The organism is Cupriavidus nantongensis, from assembly GCF_001598055.1.
In the GTDB taxonomy this organism is placed as follows: domain Bacteria; phylum Pseudomonadota; class Gammaproteobacteria; order Burkholderiales; family Burkholderiaceae; genus Cupriavidus; species Cupriavidus nantongensis.
Genome location: NZ_CP014844.1, coordinates 3,575,937 through 3,597,049 on the forward strand (window position 1 = coordinate 3,575,937; position 21,113 = coordinate 3,597,049).

19 protein-coding genes, 1 tRNA gene and 1 pseudogene are annotated in these 21,113 nt (G+C 67.6%); 13 read left to right on the forward strand and 8 right to left on the reverse strand.

Annotated elements, in window-relative coordinates; all coding sequences use genetic code 11:
• The first annotated feature begins 11 nt into the window (after nt 1-11).
• On the forward strand, nt 12-653 hold the full coding sequence (locus A2G96_RS16505) for a glutathione S-transferase family protein (RefSeq protein ID WP_062801023.1): 642 nt from the start codon (nt 12-14) through the stop codon (nt 651-653).
• Between the two features lie 27 nt (nt 654-680).
• Here the strand turns inward: A2G96_RS16505 and A2G96_RS16510 are convergent, their stop codons facing one another.
• Entirely contained in the window at nt 681-1,334 is a 654-nt protein-coding gene (locus tag A2G96_RS16510) for a LysE family translocator (protein WP_062801025.1), read from the reverse strand.
• Nucleotides 1,335-1,748: 414 nt separating this feature from the next.
• Between A2G96_RS16510 and A2G96_RS16515 the strand changes: the two genes are divergently transcribed.
• Together A2G96_RS16515 and A2G96_RS16520 are read left to right on the forward strand one after the other, a co-directional pair.
• Nucleotides 1,749-3,431, forward strand: coding sequence for an L-lactate permease (locus A2G96_RS16515; protein ID WP_062802220.1), 1,683 nt, complete (start codon nt 1,749-1,751; stop codon nt 3,429-3,431).
• Nucleotides 3,432-3,601: 170 nt separating this feature from the next.
• Nucleotides 3,602-5,431, forward strand: coding sequence for an ABC transporter ATP-binding protein (locus A2G96_RS16520; protein WP_062801027.1), 1,830 nt, complete (start codon nt 3,602-3,604; stop codon nt 5,429-5,431).
• Between the two features lie 160 nt (nt 5,432-5,591).
• Here the strand turns inward: A2G96_RS16520 and parC are convergent, their stop codons facing one another.
• The 3 genes from parC to A2G96_RS16535 all read right to left on the reverse strand — a co-directional run bounded on the left by parC (nt 5,592) and on the right by A2G96_RS16535 (nt 10,971).
• Nucleotides 5,592-7,931 (reverse strand): DNA topoisomerase IV subunit A, encoded by a 2,340-nt coding sequence (gene parC / locus A2G96_RS16525; protein ID WP_062801030.1) that lies wholly within the window; start codon nt 7,929-7,931, stop codon nt 5,592-5,594.
• 79 nt (nt 7,932-8,010) lie between these two features.
• Nucleotides 8,011-8,820: a lytic transglycosylase domain-containing protein gene (locus A2G96_RS16530; protein ID WP_062801031.1), complete on the reverse strand. Its 810-nt coding sequence runs from the start codon at nt 8,818-8,820 to the stop codon at nt 8,011-8,013.
• A 159-nt stretch (nt 8,821-8,979) separates the two neighbouring features.
• The gene (locus A2G96_RS16535; protein WP_018005326.1) at nt 8,980-10,971 is read right to left on the reverse strand and encodes a DNA topoisomerase IV subunit B; all 1,992 of its coding nucleotides are present in this window, start codon (nt 10,969-10,971) and stop codon (nt 8,980-8,982) included.
• 347 nt (nt 10,972-11,318) lie between these two features.
• Between A2G96_RS16535 and A2G96_RS16540 the strand changes: the two genes are divergently transcribed.
• Together A2G96_RS16540 and A2G96_RS33880 are read left to right on the forward strand one after the other, a co-directional pair.
• The gene (locus tag A2G96_RS16540; RefSeq protein ID WP_062801033.1) at nt 11,319-12,530 is read left to right on the forward strand and encodes an MFS transporter; all 1,212 of its coding nucleotides are present in this window, start codon (nt 11,319-11,321) and stop codon (nt 12,528-12,530) included.
• Entirely contained in the window at nt 12,530-12,670 is a 141-nt protein-coding gene (locus tag A2G96_RS33880; protein ID WP_167354371.1) for a hypothetical protein, read from the forward strand. The genes A2G96_RS16540 and A2G96_RS33880 overlap by 1 nt, the downstream gene beginning before the upstream one ends.
• A 28-nt stretch (nt 12,671-12,698) precedes the next feature.
• Here A2G96_RS33880 and A2G96_RS16545 read toward each other — a convergent pair whose 3' ends face one another.
• A complete protein-coding gene (locus A2G96_RS16545; protein ID WP_062801034.1) occupies nt 12,699-14,633 on the reverse strand; it encodes an ATP-binding cassette domain-containing protein in 1,935 nt (644 codons plus the stop codon).
• Nucleotides 14,634-14,976: 343 nt separating this feature from the next.
• Between A2G96_RS16545 and A2G96_RS16550 the strand changes: the two genes are divergently transcribed.
• Complete coding sequence (locus A2G96_RS16550) at nt 14,977-16,155, forward strand: benzoate/H(+) symporter BenE family transporter (protein WP_062801036.1); 1,179 nt, start codon at nt 14,977-14,979, stop codon at nt 16,153-16,155.
• Between the two features lie 19 nt (nt 16,156-16,174).
• Here A2G96_RS16550 and A2G96_RS16555 read toward each other — a convergent pair whose 3' ends face one another.
• Nucleotides 16,175-16,693: a hypothetical protein gene (locus A2G96_RS16555; RefSeq protein WP_062801038.1), complete on the reverse strand. Its 519-nt coding sequence runs from the start codon at nt 16,691-16,693 to the stop codon at nt 16,175-16,177.
• A 262-nt stretch (nt 16,694-16,955) separates the two neighbouring features.
• Between A2G96_RS16555 and A2G96_RS16560 the strand changes: the two genes are divergently transcribed.
• The gene (locus tag A2G96_RS16560) at nt 16,956-17,288 is read left to right on the forward strand and encodes a DMT family transporter (protein WP_012353408.1); all 333 of its coding nucleotides are present in this window, start codon (nt 16,956-16,958) and stop codon (nt 17,286-17,288) included.
• On the opposite strand, the gene A2G96_RS32600 is transcribed toward A2G96_RS16560, so the two are convergent.
• Complete coding sequence (locus A2G96_RS32600; protein ID WP_082818984.1) at nt 17,236-17,514, reverse strand: DUF2188 domain-containing protein; 279 nt, start codon at nt 17,512-17,514, stop codon at nt 17,236-17,238. The genes A2G96_RS16560 and A2G96_RS32600 overlap by 53 nt on opposite strands.
• Before the next feature lie 182 nt (nt 17,515-17,696).
• Nucleotides 17,697-17,771 (reverse strand) — tRNA-Arg (locus A2G96_RS16565).
• Between the two features lie 169 nt (nt 17,772-17,940).
• On the opposite strand from A2G96_RS16565, the gene A2G96_RS16570 reads away from it, so the two are divergent.
• From A2G96_RS16570 to A2G96_RS16590, 6 genes and pseudogenes are all read left to right on the forward strand, one after another.
• The gene (locus A2G96_RS16570) at nt 17,941-18,981 is read left to right on the forward strand and encodes a site-specific integrase (RefSeq protein WP_062801040.1); all 1,041 of its coding nucleotides are present in this window, start codon (nt 17,941-17,943) and stop codon (nt 18,979-18,981) included.
• A gap of 163 nt (nt 18,982-19,144) precedes the next feature.
• Nucleotides 19,145-19,390 carry a hypothetical protein gene (locus tag A2G96_RS16575; RefSeq protein WP_150124152.1) on the forward strand — a complete coding sequence of 82 codons (246 nt, stop codon included), beginning with the start codon at nt 19,145-19,147 and terminating at the stop codon, nt 19,388-19,390.
• Between the two features lie 9 nt (nt 19,391-19,399).
• The gene (locus A2G96_RS16580; RefSeq protein ID WP_062801044.1) at nt 19,400-20,074 is read left to right on the forward strand and encodes an SOS response-associated peptidase; all 675 of its coding nucleotides are present in this window, start codon (nt 19,400-19,402) and stop codon (nt 20,072-20,074) included.
• A gap of 223 nt (nt 20,075-20,297) precedes the next feature.
• Nucleotides 20,298-20,477, forward strand: a complete 180-nt coding sequence (locus A2G96_RS16585) for a DUF2188 domain-containing protein (RefSeq protein WP_062801046.1) — start codon at nt 20,298-20,300, stop codon at nt 20,475-20,477.
• 11 nt (nt 20,478-20,488) lie between these two features.
• Nucleotides 20,489-20,641: pseudogene (locus A2G96_RS33345) on the forward strand (DUF2188 domain-containing protein); the annotation flags it as partial.
• Between the two features lie 5 nt (nt 20,642-20,646).
• Complete coding sequence (locus A2G96_RS16590; RefSeq protein ID WP_062801048.1) at nt 20,647-20,919, forward strand: ATP-dependent DNA ligase; 273 nt, start codon at nt 20,647-20,649, stop codon at nt 20,917-20,919.
• The last annotated feature ends 194 nt before the right edge of the window (nt 20,920-21,113 follow it).

Consider the following 21,113-nt stretch of genomic DNA (forward strand, 5'->3'; position numbering starts at 1 on the left):
TGGGAGACGACATGTTGCGTATCTGGGGCCGGCTTTCCTCCATCAACGTGCAGAAGGTGGTCTGGTGCGCGCGCGAGCTGCACCTGGACCATGAGCGCATCGATATCGGCGTGACCAAGGGCGACCTCGACACCGAGGCCTACGTGCGCCTGAACCCGAACCGCCAGATCCCGGTGATCGAGGATTTCCGCGGCACGGATGTCGGCGGCGAGCCCTTCGTGCTGTGGGAGTCCAATGCGATCGTGCGCTACCTGTGCGCGCGCTACGGCGAGGGCACGCTGTGGCCCGAGGACGTCAAGGCGCGCGCCTCGGCCGACCGCTGGATGGACTGGCAGACCACCGCCTTCAGCCCGGCGATGGTGACCGCGTTCCTGAACCTGGTGCGCAAGCCCGCAGCCGAGCGCGACCCGGCCGCCATCGAGGCCTCGTGCGAGCGCACCGAGCCACTGGCCGCGCTGCTCGACCAGGCCCTGGCCGGGCGCGAGTTCATCGGCGGCGATCGCTTCACCATGGCCGACATCTCGCTGGCCTGCGCCGCGCGCTGGATGGGACTGCCGCGCCAGCACCAGCCGCGCCCCGATCTGGAGCGCTGGCTCAACGCCATGCGCGCCCGCCCCGCCGCGGGCGGCATCCTGGAACTGCCGCTGCGCTGATCCGCGGCAGTTTTTTCACCCGCCCTGCTACTTCGGCGCGCGCGAGCCCGACGCCGCCGTGAACACCCCCAGCCCGATAAAGGCCGCGCCGGTCAGGTAGCGGCCCAGCGCGCGTGCCCGGCCGGCGCGGCGCAGTGCCGGCATCACCGCGGCGGCGGCCATCACGTAGCAGGCGTCGGTGGTCGCGGCGATCAGCACGAAGGCCACGCCCAGCGCCAGGCTCTGCGCCAGCGCCGAGCCCGCCGGGTTCATGAACTGCGGCAGGAAGGCGGCGAAGAAGATCGCGGTCTTGGGGTTGAGCAGCGCCACCACGAAGCCATCGCGCACCACCTGGCGCAGGCTGCGCGGCGACACTTCCGGCGTGCCGCCATCCGAGCCCGCGCCGCCACCGCGCAGCGCGCGGATGCCAAGCCAGATCAGGTAGGCCGCCCCGGCGTACTTGACCACCGTGAACGCCAGCGCCGAGACCGAGAACAGCACCGCCAGCCCCAGCGAGGCGCCAATGGCATTGCCCAGGTTGCCCAGCGCCACCGCGCCGATCGAGGCCAGCCCGGCCTGCCGGCCCTGCGCCAGCGTGCGCGTGACGATATAGACCACGGCCGGGCCCGGCGTGATCGCCAGCGCCAGGCTGGCCAGCACGAAGGCGGTCAGCAACGGCCACGGCGGAAGGAATTCAGTCATGGGGAAACCTCGCCTGGAAGAGTGATGGCGCCGGCGGTATGCCGGCGCGCTGCCCGCCAGTATGGCGCCATGGCCGCGGCCGCGCCAGCCAGCGGCAATCGTCGCCAGCGCCAGTCATGCGGGCGCACGGCTGGCTTGCAGACTTTTGCAACGGGCGCCGTTTAGAGTACTCTGGCCGGGTGTGCCGCAAGGGCCCCATGTGCGCCCGCATGCCCTCCGGGCAAACCCTGATCCCTGAATGTGGCTCATCGCGATCATGACGCGATGTACGGCGGGCGCCGGCGAGCACTTTTTTAAAATCCTTGTTCTTTGCCGGCGCGGCGGACACCGCACGCCGGTGCAAAGCGCATGCGGGAGTTCCAGGGCACGCAGATCGCCCGGGCGCCCGAGCCAAACCAGAGGAGGATTTCGATCGTGTGGAGTCAAGTCTATGACCCGCTAGGCAATATGGCGCTGTCGACCATTGCCGCGGGCATTCCCGTCGCCGTGCTGCTGGCAGCGCTGGCGTTCTTTCATATGCAGGCGCACCTGGCGGCGGGCCTGGCGCTGCTGATCGGCATCGTGGTGGCGTCGACCGTGTTCGGCATGCCGGCGGCGATGGCGGGCAAGGCCGCAGGGCTGGGCATCGTCTCCGGGCTGTTCCCCATCGGCTGGATCGTGCTGAACATCATCTTCCTGCACCGGCTCACCACGCTGAACGGATCGTTCAAGGTCTTGCAGAACTCGATCTCCGGCATCACCGAAGACCGCCGCCTGCAGCTGCTGCTGGTGGCGTTCAGCTTCGGCGCCTTCTTCGAGGGCGCGGCGGGCTTCGGCACGCCGGTGGCCGTGACCGGCGCGATCCTGATCGGGCTGGGCTTCTCGCCGCTGGCGGCCTCGGGCCTGGCGCTGATCGCCAACACCGCGCCGGTGGCGTACGGCGCGCTGGGCGCGCCGATCATCGGGCTGGCGTCGGTGACCGGGCTGGACCTGCTCGACCTGTCGGCAATGATCGGCCGGCAGCTGCCGTTCTTCTCGGTGATCGTGCCGTTCTGGCTGATCTGGGCCTTCGCCGGCTTCCGCGGCATGCTGGCGATCTGGCCGGCGATCCTGGTGGCGGGCGTGAGCTTCGCCATCCCGCAATACCTGGTGTCGAACTTCCACGGCCCGTGGCTGGTGGACGTGATCGCCGCGCTGGTGTCGATGGGCGCGCTGACGCTGTTCCTGAAGGTCTGGCATCCGAAGGAAATCTGGACCTCGACCAAGATCCTGGGCCGCCACGACGACTCCAAGGTCGACCACCCCGAGGCGCTCGAGGCCGACGCACGCGCCAGTGCCGCGTCGGCCGGGATCTCGGTGGCCAAGGCGTGGATGCCGTGGGTGATCCTGACGGTGTTCGTGTTCGTCTGGGGCATCCCCGAGTTCAAGAAGCTGATGGACAGCCTGTGGGCCTGGAAATTCCCGGTGCCGGGCCTCGACAAGGCCATCGTCAAGGTGCCGCCGGTGGTGCCGAAGGAAGTCATCGAAGGCGCGGTGTTCAACTTCAACGTGCTGTCGATGGCCGGCACCGGCATCTTCGTCTCGGCCCTCGCCGGCGGCCTGCTGATGGGCTACTCGGTGCCGCGGCTGTTCAAGGAATACTGGGAAACCATCAAGCTGGTGCGCTACTCGCTGCTGACCATCTGCGCCATGTTCGGCGTCGGCTACCTGACCCGCTACTCGGGCCTCGATGCCACGCTGGGCCTGGCCTTTGCGCACACCGGCGTGTTCTACCCGCTGTTCGGCACCATGCTGGGCTGGCTGGGGGTGGCGCTGACCGGCTCGGACACCGCCTCGAACGTGCTGTTCGGCGGCCTGCAGAAAACCACCGCCGAGCAGTTGGGCCTGTCGCCGGTGCTGATGGCATCGGCCAACAGCTCTGGCGGCGTGATGGGCAAGATGATCGACGCGCAGTCGATCGTGGTCGCCTCGACCGCGACCAAGTGGTACGGCCACGAGGGCGACATCCTGCGCTACGTGTTCTTTCACTCGATCGTGCTGGCGGTCCTGGTGGGCCTGTTCGTGACGCTGCAGGCCTACGTGCCGCCGTTCACGCATATGGTGATCCACCACCCCTGACGCTGCGGCGGCTGCGGCGTTTTTCGCAGCGCGTATCAGACAAGGCCCCGCCCCTGGCGGGGCTTTTCCATTGGGCAAGGCGCGTATCATGTTGCGTCTGATCCGCCGCAAGCGCCCGGCATCCCACCAGGACGAGCGGGCGTGCCGTGGCACACAACGGGAACCCTGCCATGTTGCGTCGCCTGGAAAGACTGATCGACCCCTTCCGCCATATGCCCGACCGCGAGCCGCCGGGCCAGGTTCTGCGCTTCTACACCTGGTACCTGCGCGAGGTCTGGGGCGTGTTCGTGCTGCTGTTGCTGGTGGGCCTGGTCGGCGCGCTGATCGAGGTGGCGCTGTTCAGCTTCCTCGGCCGGCTGGTCGACATGGCGCAGACCACGCCCGGCGCCGAGTTCTTCAGCCGCCACCGCAACGAGCTGGTGTGGATGGCAGTGGTGGCGGTGCTGCTGCGGCCCATCTTCTTCGGCCTGCACGACGTGCTGGTGCACCAGGTGATCAGCCCCAGCCTGTCCAACCTGATCCGCTGGCAGAACCACCGCTACGTGCTCAAGCAGAGCCTGTCGTTCTTCCAGAACGACTTTGCCGGGCGCATCGCCCAGCGCATCATGCAGACCGGCTTTTCGCTGCGCGACTCCGCGGTGCAGGCGGTCGATGCACTGTGGCACGTGGCGATCTACGCAGTCAGTTCGCTGGTGCTGTTCGCGCAGGCCGACTGGCGCCTGATGATCCCGCTGCTGCTGTGGATCGTCTGCTACGTGGCCGCGCTGCTGTACTTCGTGCCGCGCGTCAAGCAGCGCTCGGTGGTCGCCACCGAATCGCGCTCGCGGCTGATGGGGCGCATCGTCGACGGCTACACCAATATCACCACGCTCAAGCTGTTCGCCCATACCCGCCAGGAAGAAGACTACGCGCGCGACGCCATGGCCGAGCAGACCGAGAAGACGCGGCAGGCCGGGCGCATGGTCAGCGGCATGGACGTCACCATCACCGCGATGAACGGCGCGCTGATCGCCGGCACCACCGGGCTGGCGGTGTGGCTGTGGAGCACCGGCCATGTCACCACCGGCGCGATCGCGCTGACCACCGGGCTGGTGATCCGCATCAACAATATGTCGGGCTGGATCATGTGGGTGGTCAACGGCATCTTCGAGAACGTCGGGCAGGTGCAGGACGGCATGAAGACCATCGCGGTGCCGCGCCAGGTCACCGACCGCGCCAACGCGCAGCCGCTGCGCGTGACGCATGGCGAGGTCCGCTTCGAGCAGGTCGGGTTCCACTACGGCAAGGGCTCGGGCGTGATCGAGGGCGTCAACCTGACGGTGCGGCCGGGCGAGAAGATCGGCCTGGTCGGCCCTTCGGGCGCGGGCAAGTCGACGCTGGTCAACCTGCTGCTGCGGCTCTACGACGTCGAGCGCGGCCGCATCCTGATCGACGGCCAGGACATCGCCACGGTGACGCAGGAAAGCCTGCGCGCGCAGATCGGCATGGTCACGCAGGACACCTCGCTGCTGCACCGCTCGATCCGCGAGAACCTGCTCTACGGCAAGCCCTCGAGCACCGATGCCGAACTCGCCGCCGCGCTGCACCGCGCCCGCGCCGACGGATTCATTCCGCACCTGGTTGATGCCCACGGCAACACCGGGCTGGAGGCGCAGGTCGGCGAGCGCGGCGTCAAGCTGTCAGGCGGCCAGCGCCAGCGCATCGCGATCGCGCGGGTGCTGCTCAAGAACGCGCCGATCCTGATCCTGGACGAAGCCACCTCCGCGCTGGACTCCGAAGTGGAAGCCGCGATCCAGGAAAGCCTGGAAACGCTGATGCAGGACAAGACCGTGATCGCGATCGCGCACCGGCTCTCGACCATCGCACGGATGGACCGGCTGGTGGTGCTGGACCGCGGGCATATCGTGGAAAGCGGCACGCATGCGGAATTGCTCGCGCATGGGGGGCTGTATGCGCGGCTGTGGGCGCATCAGACGGGAGGGTTCGTGGGGGTCGACTGAGACGTTGCCCGCCAGATTGGGGGCTCCCTCTCCCGCGTGCGGGAGAGGGTTGGGGTGAGGGCGGGAGCGCCTTCGAAGTCAGAGCTGCGGTATGCCAGCGCCTGCCCTCACCCCCTGCCCCTCTCCCGCACGCGGGAGAGGGGAGCAAACCAGCGGTAACTCAATTGCCGCCCGGCACCTCCACCCGCACCGGCTCAATCCTCGGTTCCTTCAGCTTCGCCTCGAGCGGCTTGCCCTTGCGCGCGCGCTTGCCCACGTACGGCAGCAGCGACTGCCCGGCCAGCTTCTGCGACGACGGCTTGCCGCCGCGGCCTGCGCCGGACAGCACCAGCCCGGGCGCGCCCACGGCGACCGCCTGCAGCAGCTTCTCCTTGGGTTCCAGCTCCATCAGGATCACGCCGCGCCCGCCGGCGGACAGCACCTTGACTTCATCCAGCGCCACCAGCAGCAGGCGGCCGTTGCCGGACAGGCAGGCCGCGTGCGTGGCCTCGTCGCCGATCGGCGCGGGCGGCAGCGGGGTGTCGCCACCGTCCAGCGTCAGGAACGACTTGCCGCCCTTCTGCCGGCCGGTCATGTCGCCGACCGTGGTCTGGAAGCCGTTGCCGCTCGCGGTGGCGATCAGCACGCGCTGGCTGGCGCTGCCGGCAAAGGTATGCGCCACCTGGCTGCCGGATTGCAGCTCGATCAGCGTGGTGATGGGCACCCCGTCGCCGCGCCCGCCCGGCAGGCTCGAGACCGGCACGGAATAGACCCGGCCGTTGGTGCCGAACACCAGCAGCACGTCGACGGTGCGGCAGTCGAAGGTGTTGTACAGCGCATCGCCCGCCTTGAAGGTGAACTGCTGCGGGTCGTGGCCATGGCCCTGGCGCGTGCGCACCCAGCCCTTCTGCGACATCACCACCGTCACCGGCTCGTCGATCACGCGCACCTCGGCCGCGGCGCGGCGCTCTTCCTGGATCAGCGTGCGGCGCGGGTCCTTGTCTTCCGGGCTGTACTGCCTGGCGTCGGTCTCGATCTCCTTGATGATGCGACGGCGCATCATGGTCTCGGACTTGAGCAGCACGTCCAGGTCGGCCTGCTCCTCGCGCAGCTCCTTCAGTTCCTTCTCGATCCGGATCGCTTCCAGGCGCGCCAGCTGGCGCAGGCGGATTTCCAGGATGTCCTCGGCCTGGCGGTCGCTCAGGCCGAAGGCCTCGATCAGCGCGGGCTTGGGCTCGTCGCTCTCGCGGATGATGCGGATCACCTCGTCGATATTGAGCAGCACCAGCATCCGGCCTTCGAGGATGTGGATGCGGTCCTCGACCTTGCCCAGGCGATGGCGCGTGCGGCGCGTGACGGTATCGAAGCGGAACGCGATCCACTCGCCCAGGATCTCGCGCAGGCCCTTCTGGCGCGGACGGCCGTCGGTGCCGATCATCACCAGGTTGATCGGCGCGCCGGATTCCAGGCTGGTATGCGCCAGCAGCGTCTGGATGAACTCCTGCTGGTCGATGTTCTTGCTCTTGGGCTCGAACACCAGCCGCACCGGCGCGTCCTTGCCGGACTCGTCCCGCACCGCGTCGAGCACCGCCAGCACGGTCGCCTTGAGCTGCTGCTGGTCCGGCGTCAGCGCCTTCTTGCCGGTCTTGATCTTGGGATTGGTGATTTCCTCGATCTCTTCCAGCACCTTCTGCGCCGAGGTGTTCGGCGGCAGCTCGGTCACCACCAGCTGCCACTGGCCGCGCGCCATTTCCTCGATGGTCCAGCGCGCGCGCACCTTCAGGCTGCCGCGGCCGTTCTCGTAGATCTGGGCAATGTCCGCCGCCGGCGAGATGATCTGGCCGCCGCCGGGATAGTCGGGCCCCGGCATCAGCGCCAGCAGCTCGGCCAGCGCGATATTGGGGTTGCGGATCATCGCCACGGTGGCGGCGGCGACCTCGCGCAGGTTGTGCGGCGGGATCTCGGTGGCCATGCCCACCGCGATGCCCGAGGCGCCGTTGAGCAGCACGAACGGCAGCCGCGCCGGCAGCAGCTTGGGCTCCTGCATCGAGCCGTCGTAGTTGGGTATGAAGTCGACCGTGCCTTCGTCGATCTCGTCGAGCAGCAGCCGCGAGATCGGCGTCAGGCGGGCTTCGGTGTAGCGCATCGCCGCGGCGCCGTCGCCGTCGCGCGAGCCGAAGTTGCCCTGGCCGTCGATCAGCGGGTAGCGCAGCGAAAAGTCCTGCGCCAGCCGCACCAGCGCGTCATAGGCGGACTGGTCGCCGTGCGGGTGGAACTTGCCCAGCACGTCGCCGACCACGCGCGCGGACTTGACCGGCTTGGCGTCGGCGCGCAGCCCCATCTCGTGCATCGCAAACAGGATGCGCCGCTGCACCGGCTTCTGGCCGTCGGCCACCTCGGGCAGCGCGCGGCCCTTGACCACGCTGACGGCGTAGTCGAGGTAGGCGCGCTCGGCGTAGCGGGCCAGCGTCAGCGAATCGGCCGGCTCTTCAGGTTGAAACGTGATGTCTTGTTGTTCCATGGATAGGCAAGGATTCGGCGCGCCACGCGTTAGACCTCGACGGCCGGCGCACCGGTTGCTTGTGATTCTTGGGTGCCGCTCAGGGCATGGGCCGGCGCGCGCCGAGCACCATCTTCACGCGCGGGCCGCCGTCGCCATCGGCGCTGGCGCGCTTTAGCACCACGCCCTGCTGCGGCTGGTACAGCCGGTAGAACTGCAGCACGGTGCTGACATACTGCCGCGTCTCCGGATAAGGGGGGATGCGGTTGTTGTAGCGCTGCACCGCGCCCTCGCCGGCGTTGTACGCGGCCAGCACCAGCTCGAGGTTGCCGGGAAACTGCTGCATCAGCCAGCTCAGGTAGCGCACCCCGGCGGTGATGTTGGTGCGCGGGTCGGCCAGCTTCTGCTCGATGGTGCGGCGCGCATCGGCGCTGACGCCAAAGCGCGCGCCGGTGTCGGGAATCACCTGCATCAGGCCGATCGCGCCCTTGGGCGACACCGCCGCCGGGTTGAAGCCGGACTCCACCGCCATCACCGCCTTGACCAGCGCGGGATCGACATCCTGCTTGCCGGCGATCTGGTGGATCAGCGGCTCGACGGTCTTGATATTGGGATGGTTGAGGACGTAGCGGTACAGCTTGTGCTGCTCGAGGTCGATGTCGAGGTCGATGTCACCTCGCGCCGCCTGCGCCTGCCGCGCGGCCAGGCGCCCGGTGTCGAGCCTGCCGCCGTCCTTCATGAACAGCTTGTAGCGCGCGTCGAGCTTCTGGTCGGCGAAGTGCGCCACGCCGTCGGCATCGATAAAGCCCCACAGCTCGGCATGCGCCGCCGGCACGCAGGCGAGCCCGGCCAGCGCCAGCAGCGTGGCTGCCAGGTTGCGCCTGAGTTTGCCGGAGGGTCTCATCGTCATCGTGTGTTCCTTCTGGTGAGCACCTTGCCAAAATCTACTGTCATTCCCGGGCAGGCGGGAATCCAGCGTCTTCAAGGTCGCCGGGTCCCCGCTTCCGCGGGGACGACGTGCAAGCGAACTGGGCGATTATCTACCCAATCGCCGGCCGGCGCTCCCCAATCAGATATCGGCCTCGACCTCGTTGCCCTTCTCTTCCAGCCAGCTGCGGCGCTGGGCGGCCTCGCCCTTGCCCATCAGCATGTTCATCATCTCGACGGTCTGCGGCAGGTCGTATTCGCCCAGCATCACGGGCAGCAGGCGCCGCGTGTCGGGGTTCATGGTGGTTTCCCACAGCTGCTCGGCGCTCATTTCGCCCAGGCCCTTGAAGCGCGAGATCTGCCACGAGTTTTCCTTGACGCCGTCCTTGAGCAGCTTGTCCTGGATCGCCTCGAGCTCGCCTTCGTCCAGCGCGTACAGCTTCTGCGCCGGCTTCTTGCCGCGCGCCGGGGCATCGACGCGGAACAGCGGCGGACGCGCCACATAGACGTTGCCGGTCTCGATCAGCTTGGGGAAATGCCGGAAGAACAGCGTCAGCAGCAGCACCTGGATATGCGCGCCGTCGACGTCGGCGTCGGACAGGATGCAGATCTTGCCGTAGCGCAGGTTGGACAGGTCGGGCTCGTCGTTGGGGCCGTGCGGGTCCACGCCGATCGCCACGGCGATGTCGTGCACCTCGTTGTTGGCGAAAAGGCGGTCGCGCTCGGTCTCCCAGGTGTTCAGCACCTTGCCGCGCAGCGGCAGGATGGCCTGGAATTCCTTGTCGCGGCCCATCTTGGCCGAGCCGCCGGCGGAGTCGCCCTCGACCAGGAACAGCTCGTTGCGGGTCACGTCGGTGGACTCGCAGTCGGTCAGCTTGCCGGGCAGCACGGCCACGCCGGAGCCCTTCTTCTTCTCGACCTTCTGCGCCGCGCGCGTGCGCGCCTGGGCCTGGCGGATCACCAGCTCGGCCAGCTTCTTGCCGTACTCGACATGGTGGTTCAGCCACAGCTCCAGCGCCGGGCGGCTGAAGGTGGACACCAGCCGCACCGCGTCGCGGCTGTTCAGGCGCTCCTTGATCTGGCCCTGGAACTGCGGGTCCAGCACCTTGGCCGACAGCACGAACGAGGCGCGCGCGAACACGTCCTCGCTCATCAGCTTGACGCCCTTGGGCTGCAGCGCATGCATCTCGATAAAGCTCTTGACCGCCTGGAACAGCCCTTCGCGCAGGCCGGACTCATGCGTGCCGCCGGCCGGCGTGGGAATCAGGTTGACGTAGGACTCGCGCACCGGCGCGCCGTCCTCGGTCCAGGCCACCACCCACGACGCGCCCTCGCCGTCGGCAAAGCCTTCCTCGCCGGGATTGGCGTCGGGGTCGGCAAAGTGCTCGCCCTCGAACATCGGGATCACCAGTTCAGCGCCGCTGCCCTGCGCCAGCGCCTCGACCAGGTAGCCCTTCAGGCCCTGGTCGTACTGCCAGGTCTGGCGCTCGCCGGTCTTTTCGGTCACCAGCGTGACCTTCACCCCGGGCAGCAGCACGGCCTTGCTGCGCAGCAGGCGCTGCAGTTCGGCCAGCGGGATCGCGGCCGAATCGAAATACTTGGCGTCCGGCCACACCTGCACGCGCGTGCCGTTCTTCTTCTCGCCGCGCTCGAGCTTGCGCGAGGCCAGCGGCACGGTCACGTCGCCGCCCGAGAAGGTCAGCGTCGAGCACATGCCGTCGCGCCACACGGTCACGTCCAGCTGCGTCGACAGCGCATTGGTCACCGACACGCCGACGCCGTGCAGGCCGCCGGAGAAGGCATAGGCGCCGCCCTTGCCCTTGTCGAACTTGCCGCCGGCGTGCAGCCGGGTAAAGACGATCTCGACCACGGGCACGCCCTCTTCCGGGTGGATGCCCACCGGGATGCCGCGGCCGTCGTCTTCCACGCTGAGGCTGCCGTCGCGATGCAGGGTCACCAGGATCTCGGAGCCGTGGCCGCCGAGGGCCTCGTCCGAGGCATTGTCGATCACCTCCTGCACGATATGCAGGGGGTTGTCGGTCCGGGTGTACATGCCGGGGCGCTGCTTGACCGGCTCCAGGCCCTTCAGGACCCGGATGGAAGATTCGCTGTACTGACTGGTTTTGCTCGCCATGGAGTCGCTACGAAAGTGATGGTCCCGGCTGCCGCGAGGCGCACAACTGTGCACGCGCCGGGGCACCGGGCACTGCATTGTAATGGAAGCGCGCGACGCCATTCCCGCAGAAAAAGCGCACCTGCCCCGCGGCCCGCGCCGGTCCGGCTTGCCGGGCCGCCGGCACTTTTTGCCGGGGCGCCGCGAGTGCGGGCGGCGCCGTACGCGTTTTCCCGAGCCGGAGTAAACTCCCCACCACCCGGCCCCGGCCAGCCTGATGGCCGTTCCGGCGCGGTAAAACAACAAGCACAGACAATCCTGTCGGCGCCGCCTCACCTGGGCGCGGCCGCCGCACACCGAGCCAAGACATGCAGAACCGACAACTCTCCCTGACCACCGTGCTTGTGTGCGGTGGCCTGCTGGTCACGCTTTCGATGGGCATCCGGCACGGCTTCGGCCTGTTCAACCTGCCGATCACGCAAGCCCACGGCTGGAACCGCGAGACCTTCGCCTTTGCGCTGGCGCTGCAGAACCTGATGTGGGGCGCCAGCCAGCCCTTCGCCGGGGCGCTGGCCGACAAGTTCGGCGCGCTGCGCATCATGCTGCTGGGCGTGGCGCTGTATGTCGCCGGGCTGGTGGTGATGGCGCTGGCGACCAGCGGCACCGCCTTCGCCACCGGCGCCGGGGTGATGATCGGCATCGCCCAGTCCGGCACCACCTACAGCATCGTCTACGGCGTGATCGGCCGCGTCGCCAGCCCGGAAAAACGGGTCTGGGCCATGGGCATCGCCGCCGCGGCGGGCTCGTTCGGCCAGTTCCTGATGATCCCGGTGGAACAGGGGCTGATCTCCGGGCTGGGCTGGCAGAACGCGCTGTACGTGATGGCGCTGATGGCGTGCGTGATGCTGCCGCTGGCGCTGACCCTGCGCGAGCCGCGCGAGGCCGCACAAACCGGCGGCCACCACCAGACCATCGGCCAGGCCATCCGCGAAGCCTTCGGCAACCGCAACTTCCAGCTGCTGACGCTGGGCTACTTCGTGTGCGGCTTCCAGGTGGTCTTTATCGGCGTGCACCTGGCACCGTACCTGAAAGACCAGGGGCTGACCGATCCCAAGGTGGCGGTGGTGGCGCTGGCGCTGATCGGCCTGTTCAATGTCTTCGGCACCTATAGCGCCGGCGCGATGGGCCAGCGCCTGCCCAAGCGCTACCTGCTGGCGGCGATCTACCTGGCGCGCTCGGTGGTGATCGCCGCCTACCTGCTGCTGCCGCTGACCGTCGCCAGCACCTGGGTGTTCGCGGCGGTGATGGGTTTCCTGTGGCTATCGACGGTGCCGCTGACCAACGGCATCATCGCGCAGGTGTTCGGGGTGAAATACCTGTCGATGCTGTCGGGGGTGGTGTTCTTCTCGCACCAGATCGGCAGTTTCCTCGGCGCGTGGCTGGGGGGCTATCTGTATGACCGCACCGGCGGCTACAACACAGTGTGGCTGATCGCGATCGCGCTCGGAGTGCTGGCGGCGCTGGTCAACCTGCCGATCCGCGAGCAGGCGGTGGTGCGGGCGCAGCCGGCGGCGGCGTGATGGGCACGGCCCAGGCGCGCATGGCGAAGGCAGCCGGGCTGGCGATGCTGGCCGGGGTGCTGGCGCTTGGGTTCGTCGGTTACCTGCGACCGGGGTTTATGGTCGACCTTACCAATATGGTGTTGGCCTGGTGCGGGTGAGGTCCGGCGCGTGCCGGACCCTCAGGCCTCAGGCCCCCTCGCCCTTCGACTTCGCCTCCAGCACTTCCCAGCGCTCCAGCGCTTCCAGCAGTTCCATCTCGATCTCGTCGTGCCGCGTGCCCAGCTGCGCCGCCTTGCCGGCATCGCTGACATAGAGCGACCCGTCCTCCAGCTGCGCCGAGATCGACTTCTGCTCGGACTCGAGCGCGGCGATGCGCTCGGGCAGTCCATCCAGCTCGCGCTGCTCCTTGTACGACAGCTTGACCGTCCGGTTGGCCCCGCGCGCCTCGCGCGACTCCTTGCCTTTGGCCGGCTCCGCCACCTTCTGCTCCGCCGGCTTGCGCGCGGACTGCAGCGCGGCGCTGCGCGCTGATTGCTCGACCCAGTCGGAATAACCGCCCACCGATTCGCGCCAGACCCCATCGCCTTCGGCGGCCAGCGTCGAGGTCACCACGTTGTCGAGGAAGGCACGGTCGTGCGACACCAGGAACACGGTGCCGCCGTAGTCCTGCAGCAGCTCTTCCAACAACTCCAGCGTGTCGATGTCGAGATCGTTGGTGGGCTCGTCCAGCACCAGCACATTGGCCGGCCGCGCGAACAGCCGCGCCAGCAGCAGCCGGTTGCGTTCCCCGCCCGACAGCGACTTGACCGGCGAGCGCGCGCGCTCGGGCGCGAACAGGAAGTCGCCCAGGTAGCTCATCACGTGCTTGCGCTGGCCGTTGACCTCGACCCAGTCGCTGCCCGGGCTGATGGTGTCGGCCAGCGACTTCTCCAGGTCCAGCGCGGTGCGCATCTGGTCGAAATACGCCACCTGCAGGTTGCTGCCGTTGCGCACGGTGCCGCTGTCCGGCGCCAGTTCGCCCAGGATCAGCCGAAGCAGCGTGGTCTTGCCGGCGCCGTTGGGGCCGATCAGGCCGACCTTGTCGCCGCGCATGATGGTGGCGGTGAAGTCGCGCACCACCACCTTGTCGCCATACGCCTTGCTCACGTCGGTCAGCTCGGCCACGATCTTGCCGGAGCGGTCAGCCTGCGACACCTCCAGCCTGACATTACCCTGCACCTCGCGGCGCGCGGCGCGTTCGTTGCGCATCGCCACCAGCCGCTGGATGCGCGACACGCTGCGGGTGCGGCGCGCTTCCACGCCCTTGCGGATCCACACCTCTTCCTGCGCCAGCAGCTTGTCGAACTTGGCCTGCTCGACCTGCTCGGCAGCCAGCATCTCGGCCTTGCGCGCCTGGTAGGCGGCGAAGTTGCCGGGGAAGGACACCAGCCGCCCGCGGTCCAGCTCGACGATGCGGGTGGCGACGCGATCGAGGAAGGCGCGGTCGTGGGTAATCAGCAGCACGCTGCCGCGGAACTGCAGCAGCAGGTCTTCCAGCCAGCGGATCGCCTCGACGTCGAGGTGGTTGGTGGGCTCGTCCAGCAGCAGGATGTCGGGCTCGGCCACCAGCGCCTGCGCCAGCGCCACACGCTTCTGCAGGCCGCCCGAGAGCGCGTCGACGCGCGTGTGCGAATCCAGCCCCAGCCGCGCCAGCGTGGTTTCCACGCGGGTGCGCAGCTGCCAGGCGCCGGCGGCGTCGAGCTCGGACTGCAGCCGGTGCAGCTCCGCCAGCGCCGCTTCGTCGTCGTGGTGCTCGGCAACGCGGTCGGCGGCGGCCTCGTAGCGCACCAGCAGGTCGTGCGCGTCGCCCATGCCCTGCGAGACTGCGTCGAACACGGTGATGCCGGGCTCGAACTGCGGCTCCTGCGGCACGTAGGCGCTGGTCACGCCGCTCTGGCGGGCGATCAGCCCGTCATCGGGCGCCGACAGCCCGGCCACGATCTTCAGCAGCGAGGACTTGCCCGAGCCGTTGCGCCCGATCAACCCCACGCGCTCGCCGGCCTCCAGCGAAAAGTCGGTGTGATCGAGCAGGGCCACGTGCCCGAAGGCAAGCTGGGCGTCGGTAATGGAAAACAGGGCCATGGGAAGGAAGACGAGACGCGAGGAAAGAAGGGACGGGCCGGCGACACGGGCGCGCCCGGCGCGCAGCCCGCATTGTAGACGACCGGCAGCGCAAGCCGGCCGGGCAAAAAGAAGGGCCCGCGCACTGCGGGCCCAAGAGTCTCTCCTCGGTGCCCTGCTCGCAAGGCACGAATCCAGCATAACAACCGCCCACGCCCCGCTCCAGTCGGACAAGTCCGTAAGGGAAAGCCCCCGTCAACGGCGGTCCCCGCGTAGCGGCCGGGCGGAGCCGGGCCAGATTGGTACGGCCACGCCACTCATGCGAAGATGGCGGCCGTACCCAAAGTGCCTGCTGCCCGTCCCCATGACCACCGCCTCCCTCAAATTTTCCGACCTGTCCGTGTCGGCGCTCGTCGCCGGGCTGGTCGCGACGCTGACCGGCTACACCAGTTCGCTGGTGCTGATGATCCAGGCGGGACACGCGGCCCACCTGACCGACGCGCAGATCTCGTCGTGGATCTGGGCGCTGTCGATCGGCATGGGGATCACCACCATCGGCCTGTCGCTGGCGTTGCGCGTGCCCATCGTGGTGGCGTGGTCCACCCCCGGCGCGGCGCTGCTGATCGCCAGCCTGCCCGGCGTGCCCTATGCCGAGGCGATCGGCGCCTTCCTGCTGGCCGCCTTGCTGATGACCGCGGCCGGCATGACCGGCTGGTTCGACAAACTGATGCGCGCCCTGCCCGCCAGCATTGCCTCGGCGCTGCTGGCCGGCATCCTGTTCCGCATCAGCGTGGACGTGTTCGTGCAGGCGCAGCACCAGACCGTGCTGCTGCTGGCGATGTTCGCCGCCTTCCTGCTGGGGCGGCGGCTGTGGCCGGCCTATGCGGTGCCGGGGGTGCTGCTGGCCGGCGTGGTGGTGGCAGGCGTGCTCAGGCAGCTCGATTTCTCGGGCGTGCGGCTGGAACTGGCGGTGCCGGTGTGGACCACGCCCGCGTTCTCGATGCCGGCCTTCATCAGCCTGGCGATCCCCCTGTTCATCGTCGCGCTGGCGTCGCAGAACATTCCCGGGCTGGCCGTGCTGCAGGCCGATGGCTACCACGTGCCGGCCTCGCGCCTGATCACCGTCACCGGGCTGGCCTCGGCAGCGCTGGCGCCGTTCGGCTCGCACGGCATCAACCTGGCGGCCATCACCGCGGCGATCTGTACCGGTCCGCAGGCCGACCCGGACCGCCACCGCCGCTATACCGCGGCCGTGGTCTGCGGCGTCGGCTACCTGGTCGCGGGCACGCTGGCCGCCAGCATCGCCGCACTGTTCGCCGCCTTCCCGCCAGCGCTGGTGGTGGGCGTGACCGCGTTCGCGCTGCTGGGCTCGATCGCCAACGGCCTGACCGTCGCCATGCAGATCCCGGCCGAGCGCGAAGCCGCCCTGCTGACCTTCATGATCACGGCCTCGGGCATGACCCTGGCCGGCATCGGCTCGGCGTTCTGGGGCGTGGTGGGCGGCATGCTCGCCTACCACGTGCTGCGCCGCCGGGCAGCCTGAGCCCGGGCACGGCGCGGGGTTACAGCAGCAGGAAAGCCAGGTCGGACAGGCCGATCTCTTCGGGCGGCACGCCCTTGCGGCGCTGGAACAGGATGTGCTGCAGCACGCGGTCGCGATCCCCGGCGAAGCTGTCCGGATCCAGCCGCAGCGCCACGCGCGCGTAGTGCTCGGCCAGCAGCCGGTAGACCCGGTGCCGCACCCGCAGCATCTCGTTGTCGGCATGCAGCCGGCTCATCGTGCCGGCGTGCTCCTCCTCCAGCTGGCGCAGGCTCACCACCACCCGGGCATGCATGCCGCGGTAGCGGTCGATCTCCGCATGGGCCTTGCGCAGCTCTTCACGCAGCGCGCGCACGTCCTGCATCAGCTTCAGGTTATGCTGCACGCCGCGCTGGATGCGCGTGGCCTCTTCCAGCGCGTGGTCCGCCGCCGCAATGGTGTCCTGCCAGGGATTCGCGTCCGGCGCGATGGCCGTGTCCCCTGTCCCCGATGTCCCCGCTGTTGCCGGCCCGGCCGCGCCGTCGATGCCCGTGTGTTGCATACCGCTCCCCTTTCCCCGTGCCCGCCGCCGGCATCGTGATCTCGTGCCGGCTTGGTCAGGCAAAACTACCGCGACTGCCTGGACGACCCTGTTGCCGCGCGCCAGCGTGGACCCGCCTATTTATCGTTCTGCGCGCCACATTCAACCCGCCCTTGCCGCCGCGCACAACCACCGCGACGGAGGGACGCGGCTTTGGCGCAACATGCGCGGGACGCTAAGATGCCGGCTCAGGCCCATTGCCGGCCAGCCTCTTCTGCATGCCATGAACGGATATTTGCTTCTCGCCCTCGCCATCGTCGCCGAGGTCATCGCCACCAGCAGCCTGAAAGCCTCGCAGGGCTTTACCCGCTTGCTGCCCAGCGTGCTGGTGGTCACCGGCTACGTCGCCGCCTTCTATCTGCTGATGCTGGTGATGCGCACCGTCCCGGTCGGCATCGCCTATGCGATCTGGAGCGGCGCGGGCATCGTGCTGGTATCGCTGATCGCGGTGGTGTTGTACCGGCAGGTGCCGGACCTGGCGGCCTGTGTCGGGATCGGGCTGATTATTGCCGGGGTGGCGGTGATCCAGCTGTTTTCGAAGACGAGCGCGCATTGACCAGCATCGCGCGCTGATTCTTCCCCTGCTGGCCAAAGGAAATACGCCGGCCGATGCGGCCATCGCGCGTGTGGACGATCAGGTCGACCCGCTCCTGCTCCGCCTTGGCCGTGCCGGCCGCAATAGCCGCTTCCCGGCTGGGGAACAGCAGGCGGCCCTCGCTGCCGCACGCGCGCTCCACCACCCACTGAAGTCCCTCGATCCGCAAAACGTGAACGTCCGACATGGCTGCTCCAAAACTGACGGACCGAGTATCTGCAGATGGCACCCTGGCCGGTATCGGATTTTGTCCGACAGGGCGGATTTGCAACAGCGCAGGACGAGATGCGGCAGACGATAATGCCGCTGCAAAATCCTGGAATGACCGGGGAGGAAGGATTTTGGCAGAAGTTGCCAAATGAGAATCGGTGGTCCCGCCGACAGGAATCGAACCTGTATCTAGCGCTTAGGAGGCGCTCGTTCTATCCATTGAACTACGGCGAGGGGATAGATTCTTCCCATTGACCGGGAACCCTTGCCGGAAGCGGCTTCGCCTTATTTGGCGCGGGTTTCCGGGAATGAGACCGACGTCACAACTGTCACTCCATGTCACCTCATATCATCCTGTCTCACGCACCGCGTGCTACAGATTTGCTACAGGGAGACAGACCGTATGGCGTCGATCCTCAAGATCGGGGAACGCTGGCGCGCCCAGATCCGGAAGCAGGGCCGGAGTATATCAAAAACCTTTCGCACCAAGGCGGAGGCCCAAGCCTGGGCCCGTGAAGCGGAAATCGGACTGAAAACGCCCGCCACCGCGGCGCAAGGATCGGTCGCCGACTGGATTACGGACTACCGCAACGTGCGCCAGGAGTCTGGCCGTCCAGTGGCCCCACAGTCGAACGAAGAGTACATGCTGCGCAAGCTGGCCAGCGCTCTGGGCCAACACCTGGTGCCGCGCCTGACGACCCAGGACCTGATCGAGTTCGCTCAGCATCGCAAGTTGGCCGGCGCCGGTCCCTATACCATCAGCATGGATATATCCAAGCTTGGGACGGTCCTGCGCCACATGGCAAGCATCAAAGGCATCACCATACCCGACATCGTCAAGAACGCCTGGCCGGCCCTGAACCATCTCAAGCTGGTCGGCCCCGGCGGCAGGCGGGAGCGCCGCCCTACCCAGGCCGAGCTACAAGCGATCTTTGCCTGGTCGCGTGAGAATCCCCAATACAAGGTGCCGCTCGAGGACATCATTCGCGTGCTCATGCAATCGGCCTTCCGCCGCGGTGAGATCTTTCGGATCACCTGGGACGACCTCGATGCGCAGCGCGCGCTCGTCCTGGTGCGCGATCGCAAGGATCCGCGCAAGAAGCAAGGCAACGACGAGCTCGTGCCGCTCATCGGCGATGCCCTGGACATCATCAACAGGCAGCCCAGAGGGTCGCCCGATAACAGGATCTTCCCCTACCTGCCAGGGACGGTCAGCAAGTACTTCAAATGGGCCTGCGATGCCAAGGACATCGCCGACCTCCATCTGCACGATCTGCGCCACGAGGCGACCAGCTCGCTGTTCGAGGCAGGCTGGGACATTCCGGAGGTGGCGGCCGTCACCGGCCACAAGGACTGGCGCAATCTGAAGCGCTATACGAACCTTGACCCGGCCGACGTCGCGGAGAAGGGCAAGCTGCTGGATTTCAAACGAAGGACTGGCTGAGGCAAGGTTTCCCAGTAAGTCCGGCCACAACCGCTATACTGTATATTCATACAGTATAGCGACTATGATTAACGAGCCACACTCCGCCCGCCTCCGGCCGCCTCTGGATGACGATCAGCTGCGAGACATGTGGGCCCGAAATCGGTCCCCCGAAGTCCGCGCTTTGCTGTGGGAAATTAAGCGCCTGCAGAATATTGTCCGGCGCGCCTGGCAGTTCCAGACATTTTTCCCTCCCACAGGCTACCTCGGTGGCACCAACCGAGATATGGTGCTGCATTACCTGCGCGAGGAAATAGCGAATGAGCCATACCTGCAAGGCGCCCAGCAATGGATGAGGGAGCATGAAGCCGAGCAGAAGCGCGAAGCCAGCGCCAGAAGGCCGAAGGCACCCGGCCCGGCCAAGGGATAGGAGACCAGGATGTGCACCAACTACGCCCCCGTCCAGCGCCAGATCCTGCGTGACATCTTCGGCGTGGAGCCGCCACCGGCGGATTGGAAGCCCGAGGCCTGGCCCGACTATGCCGCGCCGATTGTGCGCATGGATGGCGACGGCCGTCGCGAGAGCGTGCTGGCGAGCTTCGGCCTGGTGCCGCGCTCGCGCGTCCCTCAGGGTGTTCGTCCGTACGACACCATGAACGCCAGATCCGAGACGGTCGGTGAGAAGCGGACGTTCAGCGGACCGTGGAAGAAGAGCCAGCTCTGCCTGATTCCCGCCGCTGCGGTCTACGAGCCCAACTATGAGGCCGGGCCCAAGTCGACCCGGTACAAGATCTGGCTGCCTGCCGAGCCAGCCTTCGGCATCGCGGGCCTGTGGCGAGACTGGCCCGACGGCGCCTACTCGTTCACCATGCTGACCGTCAACGCGGACAAGCACCCCGTGATGAACCGGATGCACGCCCCGGGCAAGGAAAAGCGGTCGGTGGTGATCGTGCCGCGGCAGCAGTGGGACGAATGGCTGGGGTGCCGCGACCCCGAAGTCGCGCGAACCTTCATGACGCTCCTCCCGGCGGAGGCGATGGCGACCGAGCCCGCGCCGATCATGAGGCGCGCGAAACAGCCACCGCTGACAGCCGATGCTCAACTGCCGCTTTAGGCGCTTTGGCGACTTCGCGTGGCACCGTAGCGACACCACCAATTGGTGGGGTTCGATAACGCCAGGCGGTTTGTAAACATTTTTTCGGGCGTCACCGCGATCGCCCATCCCAACTTGATGCCCTCGCCACCCGGCCGAGGGCTTTTCTTTTGTCGGACGACGCCTGATAGCGGCGGCTGCATGGCGGGCACAGACTGGCCTCATCAACAGCCAGGAGACAGCCATGCCAGGCAAAAATATCCACGTCCTGCCCGCCGGCGACCAGGGCTGGGCGGTCGCAGTTGAAGGCACCGATGGCGCGACCACGCACTACCCCAGCCAGGAAGAAGCGATCGCTGCAGGAACCGAGAAGGCAAAGCAAGACAAGGTCGAGCTGCTGATCCATGGCCGCGACGGGCAGTAGACGGCGCTTCTGAGCCGCGTCAGTTGTTCCCTACGCTTGAAGACGCGATAAGCACAGGCTGGGCTCGCGCTCGGCGCGACAACATCGAGCTGCACATCCAGCCGCTGGCCGGCGGCGTGCGCCTACGCGCAGAGGAAGCCAATCCGGCCGACTTCGTCGGGTAGCCATCATGGCCGGACTGCCGCAGGCGCCAACGCTTGCCGAGCTGCGGCCCATGCTCCTGTGCGAGCGCAAGACCATCCCGCGCGGGCCCGGCTGGCACTTCGAGATCAAGTACGACGGCTACCGGCTGCTGGCCACCACCGGCGACGCACCCCGGCTGAAATCCCGCAACGGGGCCAACGCCACCACCTGGTTTCCTGAGCTCGTCGAATCGCTGGCCACCCTCCCCGCCGGCTCCATCCTGGATGGCGAGGTCTGTTCTGTTGGGTGTAGTTTGTGAGTTTACTTCTCTCTGATATCGTCAGGCCTCAGGCGGAAAATATCGGAGAGAGCTTGGGGATAGCTGCTGCAGACAACCCGGAATTCTCTCGACGGCGGTGGATCGATGCGCGCGACGACCTCCCACGACTACCGAACTGACAGTCCTAGCCTTAAATAAAAGGGCCGTGAAGCTTTGGCGGCCCCCCTGACGGC